The following is a 15,507-nucleotide window of genomic DNA, read 5'->3' as shown; positions in this document are numbered from 1 at the left end:
AATGGATACTTCATTTCGTGATAATGCGATTGCAAAAAACAGACTGTTATTCAAGCTGACACTGATTTGGGCGCTATCGAGTACGTTTGCAATTATTGTCCTTTGCGCCTTAAATTTTTATACCTTACTGCATAAGCAGGTTCACTGGCTTCCAGTGTGTACTGGTCTAGAGTTTAGCATTGGTGATAAAGGCTATTCACCCGAATACCTGAAAGAAATGACGCAGAAAGCTGCTGACTTACGCCTGACCTACAATCCTGAGACCATTGATGCACGCTACACCATGCTGTCTCATCTGATTCCAGCGAAATACCAGGAATCGTTTTCCAAACTATTGGATGCCGAGCGAAAAACAGTACATGAAAAAAATGTAAGCTCAGTTTTTTATGTTGAAAAAGTATCCGTGGATGTCTCTAAAAATCAAGGTCAAATCGAAGGGCAATTGTATCGCACAAGCCATGGGCTTCAATTAAAGCCACAACACAAAATGTATCGAGTGCAGTTTTCACATCAATCAGGCCTTTTAAATCTTGTGTCCATTCAGGAGATACACCATGACTAACTCAATTTATGATCAAGTTAAAAAAAACATTCTTCTTATAAGTTGTTTGTGCTCAGGAATTGTTTGTGCAAGCACAGCTCCTTCGGTCATCGCTTTTGAAGAAGGAGAGCAGTTTAATCTGACCTTATCGAGTATTAACTTTAATCGTGTGTTTGTTGAAGGGGAATCGATCACTAAATTAAGTTACCCAGAGCATGCTATTACAGTAGATAAAAGTGAGATGGATAACCCTGAAAGCACGGATTCTTCGGTGTATATAAAGCCCAATTTTCAAGTTCCCATTACCCTGTTCCTAACTACAGATAAAGGACATCACGTATCACTTACCCTGACACCTGATGAATCGGTTGGAAAAACCTTAAGGCTTGTGCCGCGCGCTCAAACAAAATTGAAATTTGTGAAACTGGATACCCCTGATGCCAGTGAAGTAGATGAGGCAATCGCTGCCATGAAAGCAGGGGAGACCCCCAAAGAATTTAATGAGAAACGAATTACTCCACGTTCTTTTTACATTAAAAAAAACATTAAGGTAACTCTTGAAAAACAATATCAGGGGAAGCGTTTCACCGGCTTTATCTATCGGTTAGAAAATACATCAAATCATGAGCTGGCGCTTACAACCGCCTTATTTGCCCATAAGGACGCAGAATCCCTGTCATTAAGTGATGAGGCGCTCCCACCTAAAAAAATCGCTTATTTATATGGGTTATACAGCAATCAGGGATAAACCAGAAGCTGCTTAAAATGAGTTGGAAGGAGAGTAGGTAATGTTTAAAAAAATAAAACAATGGTTGACGCTAAAACCTCAAAACGCCAATAAACTGGCCAAAAAGGAACAATTGAAGCACGCAGCCATTTTATTACTGGTGGGTGGGGCATCCTATGGATTTTATTGTTACTCATCAGCTGAGAAAAAAAAACCAGTCCACCAGGAAGAAGCTCCGTTCGAGAGTATTTTTGAAAGTACTTTTAATCAGGGCAGTGACGAAGCACTCCTTCTGCAACAGCAGCAACAAATTGATTCTTTAAAAGAGTTAGTGGCAGAACATCATAAAAAACAGCAGGAAGCAGCACCTGTGAAAACAGAAAATTCGGAAACAAAAGCTTTGATCCAGGCCATGAAAGAACAGCTTTCACACCTTGAAGAAGAAAATAAAAAAATGAACGAACAATTACAGGTTGCACTGGTTTCTACCCGTCAGGCAAGCCTGGTCACCGTTAGGCCGCCAACTCGTGAAGAAATGGAAGCACAGCAAAAGAAAAAGCATCAGGCAGAGCGCGAACTGCTCGCAAAATCAGGACTGGAAACAGTGCAATTTAACAACCGGAAGAAAAAAAACAAGGAAGTGCGAACCTCTAAAAATTATGTTTGGGCGGGAACCTTTGTTGAAGGGGTGTTGCTGACTGGGGTTTTAGGTGATGCAGGAATAAACGGCTCAAAAAACATGGGAACTGCTTTAATCCGCCTTACCAGCGGAGGAATCATGCCCAACAATCAGCGTTCTCATCTGGAAGACTGTGTCGCCCTGGTATCCACTTATGGTGATTTATCAGGAAGTTCCGTGGTGATGCATTTAGAAACACTGTCTTGCGCAGGAAACAACATCAATTTTGAACAAAAGGCCTACGGCTCTGTATTTGATTTGGATGCCATGCAGGATTTACGCGGAACATCCATTCTAAAAACAAAGCCGCTCTTAACCTATTCGGCAGCGGCAGGCATGCTGGCAGGATTTGGTGATGGCTTAAAGAATTTAAATACCGCTCAAACAATCAATCCGGGGGCTGGCACCATTACGACCTACGGGCAGGCATCAACCCTTGCTCAATCGGCTGCTGGTGGTGCGCTTAGTAATCCTGCCAATCGTATTTCAGACTATGTAATGCGCATTGCTGATATTTATCATCCACTGGTTGTGGCACGTGCTGGTCGTCGTGTGTCCGTTTTATTTACTAAAGGCTTTTGGATAGACAAAGAACATCAGGTGTACGAGTCAGGACGCGCTATCAATGAAGGACATGCCCAAAACGAGTCTGGGGTTACAACCACTGTAAGCCGTGCCTATGAATTAAATACACACCCTGTGAATGGCGCTTCATTGATGCAGTCCAATAATCAAGAGCCCATGGTTCAAACCGTTAATCCTGTTGAGAATCCCCTCTTAAATCAACCAGGACAACCCTCTACCCCATTATTTTCAACCGTACAAAATGAGGAGCCACTTCATGACTAAACCTCTATTTTTATTGAGTACCCTTTTCTTAGTGTCGCAGTTATGTGCCTGCTCGAAATCCATCCTCGACAATCAGGATGCAAGATGTCCTTTTTCTGACAGGGGTGGTTGTCAAAGTATGGAAATGGTGAATCGTATGGTGCAGGAAAAACGCTATACACCCGATGGTCAATTCGTGCAGCAGGCAAGAATTCAAGATCTGTATTCAGATTATAAATAGGCGCTGGCACGAATACAGGAGAGAAGCAATGCTTACAAACGCTATAGAATGGGTTCAAGATACTTATCAGTTGCTAAAGGAGACCTGGAATGACAAAGGGCTAGCCGATAACGGAGCCGCTTTTGACCTCAAGGCGCATCAATATCCTTCTTTTACTGAGGAGCTATTACCTTATCAATATTTTGATGAGGAATCGAAGCTGTTTTTTAATGAACACAATGCGGGTTTAATTTATCGCATTGTCCCTTTAACGGGTGCGAATGAACACATAGCAGAGCAGCTGGATGCGCTGCTTCAATCTAAAGTGTCTCATGAGTTCACCTTGCAGTTGATTTGCGTCAAACACAATCAGGTAGGGAAAGATATTGAGGCATTTACTTCGCAGTTCACAAAAAGCGAATTTGAAAATTTAAGCCTGTTAGGAGAGAACCTTAAGGCATTTTATCAAAAAGCCGCCATACACGGTTTTAAAACCAACACGATGCTTGCACCTCGATTAACGCATACGGATTGCTATATCGTCATTGATAAAATCAAAAAAGAATCTGAGAACGATTTAAAAGCCTGTTTTGGCCAGTTTCGCGTTTCATTTGAAGCATCCTTAAGTGCTGCAAAAATTGGATTTAAGCAAGCAGATGCGACTGATTTTTTGCATTTGCTTCAGTTTTATCTGGATAATTGCCCTGATGCAATTACCCCACGCCCTGTTATATACGACAAAACCAAATTACTTAAAGAGCAGGCACTGTCTCATGACTTTGATATTGAAATTAAAAACAATGAAGTAGTAATTCAAGGGGCTAATGAAACTGGACATGCTTATGAAACAGCTGTATCTGTTCTGACCATTGATCGCCTCCCTCGTCAGTATTGTTTATGGGAGAACATCAATAATACCAGCAACATTTTTCATCCTGATAAAAGAATATCCTGTAATCACATCATCTCGGTCATCTATCTGGTTGAAGAGCAGGGACGTGCTCAGGGTAGAGCGAACCGCAAGACCCGTGATTTGGATAAAAAATCTAAAAGTGATTATGCCTTGAATGTAGCGGGAACTGAGGAGCAGGCAAGAGTATGGCGTACTTTTCGAGATGATTTATCCTCACAGAAGACTCGTTCTGTAAAGATGCTTTATAACGTGGTTCTTTTTTCAAGACCTCATGAAAAAGAGCGTGATGTGGAGGCTGCTCGCACGGTATTTGCGTTCAATGACATTAAATTGGCATTGTGTAAACGTATGCAATGTCCGTATTTTTTAGTCTCGATGCCGTTTTTTTTCACAGGAAATCTGGCTAAGGATTTTTCTCTTCCAACCATGATGTGGCCAATTTCTTCATGGAATGCAACCCAATACATGCCAATTCTTTCTGACTGGCGCGGGGTGGGCAAGGGTATTTTGTTGCCCACCATGCGCGATCAGTTTGCCTGCATCGATCCTTTCTCGGGTGCATTTGGCAGCAATTACAATATGGCTGTAACCGGAACATCGGGCGGTGGTAAAAGTTTTTTCATTCAGATGCTGATGCTCAATATTTTATTTAATGGCGGGGATATTTTTATTATTGATGTAGGTGGAAGCTACAGAAAACTGTGTGAGGCGCTTGGTGGGACTTATCTTGAATACAGCAATTTGGCGATGAATCCCTTTACCCATGTTACGGACATTTTACGAGAGATTGATGACATTATTGCCTTGTTTGAATTATTAACTTGCCCGACCAGCGGTGCTACAGATGACGACAGAGGCACTTTAAGAGAAGCCATTTTAACCGCTTTTGGAACAACTCAGAATCAAACGCGCATTGATGAGGTTGCAGGAGTCTTATTGTCATTGTACGAGCACGACCGCGAAACCTATCCTACAGCGCGCATTTTGTCTAAAAACCTTCAGCGTTACTGTTCTGCCTCAGAGCATGGAAAGGCGTTTAATGAACCATCCCAGTTATCGCCTGATGCCCGCATAATTGTAGTTGATTTGAAGGAAATTGAAGACAATCAAAGCATTCGCGCACCGGTTCTCCTGTCCGTTATTTCTCAGTTTCAAAGACGTATGTTCAACTCGGACAGGAACAAACAAAAGATGTGCATCATTGATGAAGCCTGGTCTTTTTTTACAGGGGATTTAATTGCAGTGAACTTTATTACCAAAGGCTTTCGTACTGGTCGGCGGCATAAAGCATCATTTGTCACGATTACTCAGGGGATTGAGGATTATTTTGAATTTTCAGAAGCTCGTGCCGCATGGGAGAACTCCGCTTTAAAGCTTGTTTTTTTACAAGAAGAATCACCGCTTTTAGAGCATCAAAAAAAGCATGAGACTTTTTCGGACTACGAGATGACTATTCTGAAATCATTCCCAATAGCGAAAGAAGCTGGTTTTTCGCAAGTTTTGTTGCGCGCCAACGGTATTTCCTCCTTTCATCGCTTGTTCGTTGATCCATTTACTCGCGTGCTTTTATCTTCTGATGGAGATGATTATCAGGCGGTCATTAATTATGTGGCACAAGGGATTGCATTTCTTGATGCGGTATCGCATGTCGCAGAACTGCATTATGGGAGGGGTTATGCCATTTAATCGCTTAAACACCACATATTGGGTCATTGCAGGAGTTTGTGGGTTCATTGGAGTCCTGGCGGGTATGTTTATGATGTGGCCTAAGCCGTTACCTCTTTTGGTGGTTGATATGAATCGTGCCATAGAGGCACCTTCGGTGCTGCTTGCCCGTTCTAAACTGACTCATGAAGAACAATTAAACATTATGGATCGCTTTTCACGAGCCCTTCCAGAAGTCATCAAGGACTATGGAAGGTCTCACCGGGTAACCTTAGTCAGTGCACCTGTATTGACTGGTTACAAACCCTCCCAAGTGGATGTAACAGACGAGCTCATTGCTTTGACCATAGCAAGGATAAAGCATGAAGCGCACTAACAAACGGTTTTTAGCCCTGATTCTTGGTCTGGCCTTCTTATTAGAGCCTGTAAGTCATGCAAAAAATATTGGTCAGTATGGCCAGACATTCCCTGTTAGAGAAGAGGATATAAGAAAAGTCATTATGAACAAACTCAATGCATTACAGCAAAGTGGTGATTTAGAGCATGTTCAGCGTGATTTAGAGCAGAAAGCAGCGCGTCAGGCGATGAGACCACACCCTTTGGCATTGAGCACGACTCGCACGCCTAAGACGTTTCGCATCTCACCGGCAGTGACTGTATCTCATGATATCTGGACTCCTGATGGGTATTTAATTGCAAAAGCAGGAACGCGGATAAACCCATTTGAGCGCGTTCACTTCCTCAAAACCCTGATTTTCTTTAATGCGGATGATGCAAGACAGGTTGCCTGGGTTAAGAACCATTACACCGATTTTAAGCACGTTAAGTTCATTTTAACCGGTGGTGATGTTCGAGTTGCTGCAGAGCTTTTTGGTCGAATTTATTTTGATGTGAACGGCATCATTTCATCTCGGCTGCAGCTTCAACACGTTCCAAGCATAGTCAGTCAGGTAGGTCTTGATTGGCAAATTAAAGAAATTGGAGTGAATGATGAATAAACGACTTTTCTGTTCAATTGCTGCAGGCTTATTCTTCATCTGTTCATTGCACGCATCGCAGTGTAAAGGGCATTTTGTCAATCCTATTACCGACATTTGCTGGGATTGTTTGTTCCCTTTAACCATTGGTTCCTCCGAAGTAGTAAAAAGCCAGTATCCTGATACTAAAAATCCTGGGAACCCTATCTGTTCCTGCCCAAACAAATTACAACTTTTAGGAGTTACTATAGGTTATTGGGAACCCTTTGCGTTAGTCGATGTGACACGAAAGCCATATTGCATGGTGAATCTTGGGGTGCAACTACATATTAAAGACCAGGGTCTTGGTGGTTCACAAATGCCCGATACGGATGGGCGAGGCGCATTTTATTACGTGCATTGGTACAAATACCCTCTGATGTATTGGCTGCAGGTACTTACATCCATCGGCTGTATGGAGACAGAAGATTTTGATGTGATGTATTTGAGTGAACTTGATCCAACATGGAATGACTCTGAGTTTGCTTTTGTTCTTAATCCAGAGGCCACCTTATTTACCACATCGCCAGTACGGGCGTCTTGTGCAGCAGATGCAACCAAAGCATTGGCAGGAACGGCCATGGATTCTCTATTCTGGTGCCAGGGCGCTCAAGGATCTACCTATCCGCTCAATGGTTTTGTGGCAAATCAGGCAAGTCCCATCAGTGCCGCAACGCTCCTGGCAGAACGCACCGACTTTAAGCTTCATCGCCTTGGAGCAATTAAAGATTCGGTCGGTAAAGATTGGCCTGCACTTTGTCGCACCTATCACTCTTCCATTTTGCCTAAAAGCCGGTATCGCTACCAGTTAGTCAATACATTACCTGATGCGAAACGCTGCCAGCCCTTTGGCCGTTCAGTCATTACCTGGGAGGCCGGACATACCTACCCTGGAGATGGGGATAATTTTGGCTTCATGATTTGGCGCAAGAGAAATTGTTGTTTTTTATAAGGAGGCCTTTAATGGCGCACTACATTAAAATCATTATCCTGTTTCTGACCGGGATTGGCGGATGTTTTGCAAACACTAATGATGAATTAAGGCAGTATCAAGAGGAGGGGGCTCACCAAGTATCAACCATTTCGAGTAAGACAATCGAAATGCTAAATCGTACGTCCTCACGGAATCAATCAGAGCACCAATCATTGATTGATACACTCATGCAACGCAGCGCGGACGGTTTACAAAGCAATCAAAAACCGCAGAGAGTAGAAGGTGCCATTTTATTTGTATCCTTTTCCATGCCCGACTCACTTCTATTTGCATTGAGCGATGAAGCAGCACGGTTTCATATTCCCGTGGTCATTAATGGCTTAGTGGATGGTGATTTTAAACAAACCATAGAAACATTTAAACGCCTTAATAGCGAAGCTCAAAAGCAGCATTTAAACTTTAAGGGAATTTCTATTGATCCGGTCTGGTTTAGTCAATTCCACATTACAACGGTTCCAGCGCTTGTAGTCACAGAGCCCTCCAAGTCTTGCGGTTCAGGGCAGTTCTGTGCCAATCAACCCTTTGATGTAGTCTATGGCAATGCAAGCATAAAAAAAGGACTGGAGCTCATCGCCCAGAAAGGAGATGCAGGAGCCACATTAGCGGCCACCATATTGGAGAAAGGCCATGTTTAGATGCATGTTGGCCATCGTCTGTATTTTTGGATTTGGCACGTTCTCAGCTGCCAATACAACAGCGCAGGACTTTCAGAAATTAAAAGAATACGCAAAATCTTTGGGGAATCAGCCACTGAGCGCCATGAATGAATTTAAGCCCCAGAATACCTTCAAAGACTATACGGAAAATCCCTCGCAATCGCTTCATTATCAGGGGGTTGAAACTGAAAAAACGGATTTAAGTACCTTGGCTGCGAATGCCTTAAAAAATGATGCCGGTGGACATACTGTGACCGAGCATTTTGGTCAGCGCCAGTTTGAAATCAATACTAAAAATGAAGCGATTAAAAACGCCAAATTAATTGAAGAAGAAAGTTATGCGATTACCCATGGACAATCTAATGAGCGGATTAAATGCGATGAAAAGCCACAGGCTTGTGAGATTAAGTCGCATGAGGAAATCTGTCATACATCAAGGCAATTACCAGAACAACAGTGTTTAAAAAAACGCAAAGTAACCGTGAACACAGAACGATGGAGTCAAAGAGCTGACTTTGAGGTATGGGTTCATAAAAAATGGACTGGACTCATAGCGGTTAATCTTATAACGGGTGCGATGACCAATAGCGCAGGAGGACATTTAACCAATCCTGTTAAATTAAATCATCCCTGCGAGGAGATGAAAGCCACAGTACACTCCATTCTAAATAATGGTGGTTCTGCTCATTGGGTGCGTGTTGTGGGACTTCCAACCTGCCAGAATGGAGGAGTAATCACCCTGTATATTTCAGATAAGTTCAGTCGCTATTACCCAATTCAAGTGGCATTGACGATTAATGCTCATTCTAAATCCTATGTGGAAGAAGAGCACTGGGATAATGAATGCGCTGCTCTTGAGACAAACAACCTATGTCAAAAAACACAAGAGCAGTGTACTGATTCCAATCCAACCCGTGTCATTAATGGCCTGCCCGTCACCCGCGATTGCTGGGAGCTTAATGCACGATATCAATGCGCATCCGCTGCAGCTGATGAATGTAAAACGCAACGTGAAAAAGGATGCTTACAGGCAAGCTCGCGCTGTACATTAATGAACAATAATGCCTGTTCACTCTATGAGCAGGTATATCGTTGCGATGAGACAGTCTGCCCACAGCCTGTGGCTTGTGTGCGTGATCTCTTTTGTGCCGATGGAGACTGCACGGAACATGCTGCGACTCAGAATGATGGTTTTGGAGAGGCCATGGCACCCATGGCCGTTGCAGGAGCTGCTGGCGCTGAGTTTGGTAAAACGCAGGCCACCTTATTTTCAGGCCATCCCGTTCAGTGCAAAATCTGGGTTTGGGACATTATTGATTGTTGTTCGAATGAAGGCTGGGCTGACAAACTCCATATCGATTTGTGTCGTGAAGAAGATAAGGCTTTAGGCAAAGCCAAACTCAATTATCTGGCTCATTACGTAGGCGAATTCTGCAGTCAGAAAGATCCCATTTTTGGCACCTGTCTGGAGCACAAACGCACCTATTGTGTCTTTGACAGCAAAATGGCGCGCATTATCCAGGCCGAAGGACGTTTAAGACAATTAAATCCCAATGCTTTAGGAGATGCGGAGCATACACGCTGCGCGGGGCTCAGTGTGAATGAATTACAAAGCCTTGACATGGGGCGCATCGATTTTTTAAACCCTGTCTATCCATTTCCCCAAGGACAACCAACAAAAGAAGCAGGAATTGTAGGCGATGTCGTTTTAAATAGCCCCGACGCTTCAAAAGCAATGGATGAAATCAAACGGCGAGTCCAGAAAAAGGCAGAACAAAAATGAGATTATTTACTATTATTTTAATGTTACTTTCCATGCCGGCCATGGCTGATTTAGTAAGTCCACCTGCTCATGGGTTTCATTGGTACAGTACAGAAAACAAAGAACCTCAGATGAAACCTGTTCAAATTCCAAAGGTGTCAAAGCCTGCGCTGACTCCATATGAAGAGCTCATGGAAGTCCGCAAAGCCACCATGAATAAGCTCGCAACGGCATTAATTGCCCCATCATTTGATGCAACCTATGAGTACATGAAAGCCCAGCAGGTGTATGCCAAAAACAATCAGAAATTTGTCCAGTACTGGCAACAGGTGCTGTTGTCTCATCCTGAGCTGGATCATTCCTTAAATTTTCCAACTGACAATACGGCTGTGGCCATTCGCAATGATTCAATGAATCTTTTAATGGAGAGGGTAGTCCGAGAAGGGGCTAAACGTTATGGATTAATCCTTTTTTACAAAGGGAACAGTTCCATTTCGCAAAAATTCATCACTCATCTTGTGCCATTCGTCAATCAGACCCACTTTTCAATGATTTCGGTCACAACAGATGGACAACCCATTGAAGGTTTGCCTAATCCTAAAAACATACCTCTTCATGAAATACAAAAAACAATGAATTTACAGTCACGCTACATGCCCGCACTGTTTCTTGTTGATTTAAAAACACAAAAAATGTCGCCTTTATCTTATGGTTTCGTCTCCACAACCGAGTTAAAAGAACGCCTGCTGGATGTGGCGACTCATTACAAACGATACAGCTATGAGGGGTTTGAAGCATGATTGTCCGCATCATTTTTTTACTGCTTTGTTCTGTAATTAATCCATTGCACGCCAATGTGGCAGTTGAAGAACTCAATGCACTGTTATTGAAAAAGCAAGCCCCTAAAGCTTTTGCACAGAAGGAATCAGCTGAAGCTAAAGATTTATCCCAAAATTATTATTTTGCATTTATTTATCGAAGCACCTGCCCACATTGTAAAAAATTCTCCCCTGTTTTAAAGGATTTTTCAGAAACATTCCATATTAAGGTTCGTGCTTTTAGCCTGGATGGAGAGTCCCTGGATGGACTCGATACCACACCATTAACACCTGAGCTTTTTCAAACATTCTATGTATCAGGAGGGTATAAGCCTACGGTTCCCGCCTTGTTTTTAGTCAATCGACATACCCTGGAGGCCTACGCTGTCTTGTTTGGAGAAGCAACTCCTTATCAGCTGGCACAAAGAGTACATGAATTAAAGCAACACATTGAGGAGAAATTTAATGATTAGAGCTCTTGTGCTAACCGTTGTTGCGTCTTTTACTTGCGTGACAGGAAATGGTGTTCATGCATCAGCCAGTGCCGATTTAAATCATTTTTTTAATAATCTTGGTTATTCTGCGAATGTCACGGGTAGCCATTCCTATGAATCACAGGCAGCAGGATTTGCATCATTAGGCTCTGTCTATGCCAGAAATCAGGTGCGTTCCATTCAGATAGCTCACGTTGATGTACCTGGGTTTCGCTCAGGATGTGGCGGAATTGATATTTTTGCAGGTGGTTTTTCCTTTATTAAATCAGAGCAGATTGTTTCCTTCATGCAGAATATTTTAAGTAACGGGGCAGGCTATGCAATGAACCTTGCACTGGAGACCGAGCTGCCTGAAATTGCTCATGCCATGCAATACATGCAAAAGCTGGCAAATGACATTAATGGGACAAATTTTAATTCGTGTGAGATGGGAGAAAACCTGACTGCAGCGCTTTATCCCAAAAATAGAGCGGCACATCAGCGTTTGTGTGAGGACATCGGGCGTAATCGTAATGTATACACCGATTGGGCAGAAGCCCGACATAAATGTTCGACAGGAGGGGAGATTGAAAAGCGATTGGAACAGGCAAAAAACGATTCAGAATATAAAGACAGGGCTCTTTTGAATACCAACGTAGTTTGGGATGCATTACAACTGAATGAATTCATCAAATCAGATACAGAAATTTCAGAAGTCTATATGTCGATTTCAGGAACACTGGTATTTGATGCCAAAGGAGGGATGCAAACGTATCCCTCTTTAGCGACTAATCAGGATTTTGTAAAAGCCTTGCTCTATGGAGGCAAATTACCCAGCTATAAGTGCACTGATTCAAACAAACCCATAAAATGTGTTGCCATCAATGTGAAAGGAAGCCAGGAGATCAGCAGCAAAGATGCTCTGGTTTCTCAGGTACAAGCCATCCTGCAGGGAGTTTATGAGAATATCAAATCAGGGACGGCCTTAACGCCACAACAAAAAGGGTTAATTGAACTAACCCAGCCGTCTGTATTTCAGCTCATTTCAGCCAGTGCACAACAGAATATCGGCATACAAAGCAGTTATGAACTTGCTCAGAGTGTAGCAACGGATTTGCTTGCCCAGTATCTTGCAAATTCACTTGAAGTGATTCGAGCATCCCTTGCAGGGCGTGATTTAGGTAGTGATCATGAAGAGAAATTATTTAAAAACCTGCAGGTAGCCCAACAATTTGTAGATAATTTTAATAGCGAATCACGAGCACGTTTTAATGCCGCACTGACCACCAATCAATTGGTTCAAAACAACGTGAAGCAGGCGCTTAATGCCCTTAATCCCATCTTAAGAAAATCATATACCGGAGGGGCACAATGAGCCCATTATTAATCTACACCCCACAAAATGGGATTTATTTAAAAGAGTTGCTTGATGGTATGGCCGCTTTGCTTACTGAATCTACCTTTAGTACGGCGTGTGACATTATCATGATTCTATCCGTTGGTATGGTCGGTTATCAGTACGTGATGGGGAAAAAGCTCGAATCATTAACTCGCTTTGTGCTGACCACCTTTTTAGTCATGTATTGCGTGCTAGGCATTAAAGTGCCTGTGGCTATAATTGACATGCAGACAGCCGAAGGAGCAGGAGAGGCCTTAACAGTTGATCATGTGCCTTTAGGTGTTGCATTACCTGCAGCAGTCATTAGTGGCATGGGGTACGGAATAACAACTGCTTTTAGTGATGTATTTCACATGCCAGATAGCCTGGAGTACAACAAAACCGGAATGATTTTTGGTGCAAGAACCTGGCTTGCGGCAACCCAGACAAGGCTCTCCATGTCGCCTGATTTGGCACAAGACCTATCGTCCTATATCCGTCAATGCGTGTTTACGGCAAAACTTTTGGCAAGTCACCAATTAAGCCCTCAGGAGCTTACCCAAAGTGCTCATCTATCTAAAACCTATTTTGAGAGCCCATCGCCTATTTATCGGGTGATTCTGCACAATGGAGACAATTTAAGTTGTGCTGATGCAGCAGCCAATTTAAAAACTCGATTGCCCGTTGCAGCCAAATTAGAGTTGGAGCGTCTTAATCATCTGGTAACCACAGGTGCTTTAGGATCACGCAACACGGACAGCAGTTCTTTACCAGGCGAAAAGACTTTTGGTGACCGGCTGCAAGCTGCTCACAAATATTACATGAACATTACCGAAGATGCGGCTGAAACACTTACGCAGAATATCTTAATTAATGCGACCCGAGATGCTGCTGCCGATGCTTTTGCTTTTTCAGGAGCTGATGCGGCACTCATGAATTACACCAATACGGACAGCACTCAAAAAATGCACATTGCCGAAGCCAATAGCTTTTGGCTTGCAGGATTTCGCCTGCCTTACTATATGACCGTGATGTGGATGCTAACGCTGTGTATTTTTCCATTAGTTGTTTTAATTTCATTTTTCCCGACCCTGAGTAACGCTTATTTCTTGTGGGTACAATCTCAAATCTACCTTTGGTCATGGCCGCCGATGTTTATTATTTTTCATTGGTTTGTTTCTATGGCCTCAAGTACTACCATTACTTTGTTTGGTCAAAAAACCGGAGGTGTGACCTTCTCTAATATCGATTCATTAGCGAGCATGCACAGTAATTTCGCCTATACGGCAGGCGCATTGGCGGCAAGTGTTCCTGTTATTGCCCTGTACATCACGAAAGGATTGGGACAGATTTTAAGTACCTCCTCCCAGCATTTTGGTGGTATGGCACAATCTTTGTCAGTCAGTGAAGCACAATCTGCAGCTGCAGGTAACATCTCAATGGCAAGTTACAGCGGTTGGAATATGAACTATGAAAATACCAGCGCCAATAATGTTTCGGCTAACAAGCACGATACCAATTGGACGAACATGCATGGGATGCACACGGAACAATTGGGAAGTGGAGTGCTTAAGACGACCACAGGCCATGGAGATGCTGTTTTTGATGTAAGTCCTGGGATGTCACGAGGACCCGTACACATTTCAGATACAAAGGCCTTAAGTGGCTCTTTAAATCAGGCTTTTGAGGAATCCAGGCAGGCTGCAGCCAATGAAAGCCAGCATTATCAAACGTCCTTATCCAGTTTTGCGCACAGTGCCGTACAATTATCGAAAATGCAGGGACATGATATGCGTTTAGGCGATGGAGTATCTGAAAGCGAATCCGGTCAATACAGCCAGGCCTTATCGACCATGACGCATATTGCCTCGGATGTAGCTAAGCGCGAAGGGATAAGCCAAGAGGATGCGCTGGCTCATATGACCTCAGCTGGATTAAATGCCCACGTCGGAGTCGCAAGTGAAAAAAGTATGCTGGGAAGTATTGGGCGATTTGCTTTTGGAGCAACAGGAGGTGCTGATAGTCATGCCAAGTTCGATAGGTCATCAACGAGTAGTGATCGTTACCATGAGGGTACGGACAGCAGCATGTCAGCGAAGGAAGCAGAAGACTTTAATCAGGCGCTTAATTACGTGAGCCAGTTTGCACAAAACCATCATTTTGATAACAGCCATTCGGAAGGGGCAAGCCTTTCGAATCAAATGGGTACTGACTTGCGGGAAGCACAAACGGCAAGTCAAAACTACGATGCCTCGATGTCTAAAGCCGCTCGCATTAGCACGGCCAGGAGTTATGTGGAATCAAACTCCGATCAGATTACAACCGATCTTAATCAGGCATTTCCTGGCTTTGTGGCACACCGCATTGGAGAAAAGGCACGAGATGAATTGTATTCTAATCCTTCAGATCTGGCTTCATTAAAACAATTACAAATGCTAGCTAATGAGTTTATCAGTGAACAACGAGAAGGTTTAATCGCACGATACGGCAATGCTTCTAAAAATGCTCGGATTGACTCCTTTTATCAGGATGCAGCAAATCCATTAAGTACCAAAGAGTCACAAATGAGAGCGGACTACCACAAAAACAGTAATGCATTGGAGGATTCTGGAAGGACTCTGGGAGTTGGCATGGATGCATCAAGAGCCGAAAGCATGCAGCAAAAAATTAATAATCAGGTCGATGCGGCGGTAAATAAAACAAGCAGTGGAGGAGGGCGTTTAAAGAGTCAATACCAGCAAGCGGTTGAAACAACGAACAACGATGTAGGCGAGGGGAAAAAACTGGGGCAAAGTAACGTCAACGCAGTTATACCTCGCCTATTTTACTAAATGGGT

General features: G+C 43.3%; 14 protein-coding genes. All 14 read left to right on the top strand.

The window, feature by feature from the left end; all coding sequences use genetic code 11:
• Nucleotide 1 precedes the first annotated feature (1 nt).
• Genes Lsan_RS11760 through Lsan_RS11695 form a run of 14 tightly spaced genes read left to right on the top strand, consistent with a single transcriptional unit; the run spans nt 2 to nt 15,501 of the window.
• Complete coding sequence (locus tag Lsan_RS11760) at nt 2-562, top strand: TraE/TraK family type IV conjugative transfer system protein (RefSeq protein WP_041174155.1); 561 nt, start codon at nt 2-4, stop codon at nt 560-562.
• Nucleotides 555-1,289: a type-F conjugative transfer system secretin TraK gene (gene traK, locus Lsan_RS11755; RefSeq protein WP_014845149.1), complete on the top strand. Its 735-nt coding sequence runs from the start codon at nt 555-557 to the stop codon at nt 1,287-1,289. Before Lsan_RS11760 ends, traK begins: the two co-directional genes overlap by 8 nt.
• 40 nt (nt 1,290-1,329) lie before the next feature.
• Complete coding sequence (locus tag Lsan_RS11750) at nt 1,330-2,796, top strand: TraB/VirB10 family protein (protein ID WP_014845148.1); 1,467 nt, start codon at nt 1,330-1,332, stop codon at nt 2,794-2,796.
• Complete coding sequence (locus Lsan_RS11745) at nt 2,789-3,016, top strand: hypothetical protein (RefSeq protein WP_014845147.1); 228 nt, start codon at nt 2,789-2,791, stop codon at nt 3,014-3,016. Before Lsan_RS11750 ends, Lsan_RS11745 begins: the two co-directional genes overlap by 8 nt.
• A gap of 28 nt (nt 3,017-3,044) precedes the next feature.
• Entirely contained in the window at nt 3,045-5,594 is a 2,550-nt protein-coding gene (gene traC / locus Lsan_RS11740) for a type IV secretion system protein TraC (protein ID WP_014845146.1), read from the top strand.
• Nucleotides 5,584-5,949 carry a TrbI F-type domain-containing protein gene (locus Lsan_RS11735; protein WP_014845145.1) on the top strand — a complete coding sequence of 122 codons (366 nt, stop codon included), beginning with the start codon at nt 5,584-5,586 and terminating at the stop codon, nt 5,947-5,949. The genes traC and Lsan_RS11735 overlap by 11 nt, the downstream gene beginning before the upstream one ends.
• Nucleotides 5,936-6,571, top strand: coding sequence for a type-F conjugative transfer system protein TraW (gene traW / locus Lsan_RS11730; RefSeq protein WP_014845144.1), 636 nt, complete (start codon nt 5,936-5,938; stop codon nt 6,569-6,571). The genes Lsan_RS11735 and traW overlap by 14 nt, the downstream gene beginning before the upstream one ends.
• On the top strand, nt 6,564-7,541 hold the full coding sequence (gene traU, locus Lsan_RS11725; RefSeq protein ID WP_014845143.1) for a conjugal transfer pilus assembly protein TraU: 978 nt from the start codon (nt 6,564-6,566) through the stop codon (nt 7,539-7,541). The genes traW and traU overlap by 8 nt, the downstream gene beginning before the upstream one ends.
• Before the next feature lie 11 nt (nt 7,542-7,552).
• On the top strand, nt 7,553-8,218 hold the full coding sequence (trbC, locus tag Lsan_RS11720; protein WP_101901819.1) for a type-F conjugative transfer system pilin assembly protein TrbC: 666 nt from the start codon (nt 7,553-7,555) through the stop codon (nt 8,216-8,218).
• On the top strand, nt 8,211-10,022 hold the full coding sequence (gene traN, locus Lsan_RS11715) for a type-F conjugative transfer system mating-pair stabilization protein TraN (RefSeq protein ID WP_014845141.1): 1,812 nt from the start codon (nt 8,211-8,213) through the stop codon (nt 10,020-10,022). The genes trbC and traN overlap by 8 nt, the downstream gene beginning before the upstream one ends.
• Entirely contained in the window at nt 10,019-10,801 is a 783-nt protein-coding gene (gene traF / locus Lsan_RS11710) for a type-F conjugative transfer system pilin assembly protein TraF (protein ID WP_014845140.1), read from the top strand. Before traN ends, traF begins: the two co-directional genes overlap by 4 nt.
• Nucleotides 10,798-11,292, top strand: coding sequence for a type-F conjugative transfer system pilin assembly thiol-disulfide isomerase TrbB (trbB, locus tag Lsan_RS11705; protein WP_014845139.1), 495 nt, complete (start codon nt 10,798-10,800; stop codon nt 11,290-11,292). Before traF ends, trbB begins: the two co-directional genes overlap by 4 nt.
• Nucleotides 11,285-12,667, top strand: a complete 1,383-nt coding sequence (locus tag Lsan_RS11700) for a conjugal transfer protein TraH (RefSeq protein ID WP_014845138.1) — start codon at nt 11,285-11,287, stop codon at nt 12,665-12,667. The genes trbB and Lsan_RS11700 overlap by 8 nt, the downstream gene beginning before the upstream one ends.
• Nucleotides 12,664-15,501, top strand: a complete 2,838-nt coding sequence (locus Lsan_RS11695; protein WP_014845137.1) for a conjugal transfer protein TraG N-terminal domain-containing protein — start codon at nt 12,664-12,666, stop codon at nt 15,499-15,501. The genes Lsan_RS11700 and Lsan_RS11695 overlap by 4 nt, the downstream gene beginning before the upstream one ends.
• Nucleotides 15,502-15,507: the final 6 nt, after the last annotated feature.

It is taken from the genome of Legionella santicrucis (assembly GCF_001468135.1).
Classification (GTDB): Bacteria; Pseudomonadota; Gammaproteobacteria; order Legionellales; family Legionellaceae; genus Legionella; species Legionella santicrucis.
This window is presented reverse-complemented; position numbering and strand designations above follow the sequence as displayed.

Bases quoted from the DNA above. Each gene is read 5' to 3' on its own strand.
- Lsan_RS11735 (WP_014845145.1), top strand. From the start codon at position 5,584: ATGCCATTTAATCGCTTAAACACCACATATTGGGTCATTGCAGGAGTT.
- trbC (WP_101901819.1), top strand. From the start codon at position 7,553: ATGGCGCACTACATTAAAATCATTATCCTGTTTCTGACCGGGATTGGC.
- Lsan_RS11700 (WP_014845138.1), top strand. From the start codon at position 11,285: ATGATTAGAGCTCTTGTGCTAACCGTTGTTGCGTCTTTTACTTGCGTG.
- traN (WP_014845141.1), top strand. From the start codon at position 8,211: ATGTTTAGATGCATGTTGGCCATCGTCTGTATTTTTGGATTTGGCACG.
- Lsan_RS11695 (WP_014845137.1), top strand. From the start codon at position 12,664: ATGAGCCCATTATTAATCTACACCCCACAAAATGGGATTTATTTAAAA.
- Lsan_RS11760 (WP_041174155.1), top strand. From the start codon at position 2: ATGGATACTTCATTTCGTGATAATGCGATTGCAAAAAACAGACTGTTA.
- traC (WP_014845146.1), top strand. From the start codon at position 3,045: ATGCTTACAAACGCTATAGAATGGGTTCAAGATACTTATCAGTTGCTA.
- traK (WP_014845149.1), top strand. From the start codon at position 555: ATGACTAACTCAATTTATGATCAAGTTAAAAAAAACATTCTTCTTATA.
- traW (WP_014845144.1), top strand. From the start codon at position 5,936: ATGAAGCGCACTAACAAACGGTTTTTAGCCCTGATTCTTGGTCTGGCC.
- Lsan_RS11750 (WP_014845148.1), top strand. From the start codon at position 1,330: ATGTTTAAAAAAATAAAACAATGGTTGACGCTAAAACCTCAAAACGCC.
- traF (WP_014845140.1), top strand. From the start codon at position 10,019: ATGAGATTATTTACTATTATTTTAATGTTACTTTCCATGCCGGCCATG.
- trbB (WP_014845139.1), top strand. From the start codon at position 10,798: ATGATTGTCCGCATCATTTTTTTACTGCTTTGTTCTGTAATTAATCCA.
- Lsan_RS11745 (WP_014845147.1), top strand. From the start codon at position 2,789: ATGACTAAACCTCTATTTTTATTGAGTACCCTTTTCTTAGTGTCGCAG.
- traU (WP_014845143.1), top strand. From the start codon at position 6,564: ATGAATAAACGACTTTTCTGTTCAATTGCTGCAGGCTTATTCTTCATC.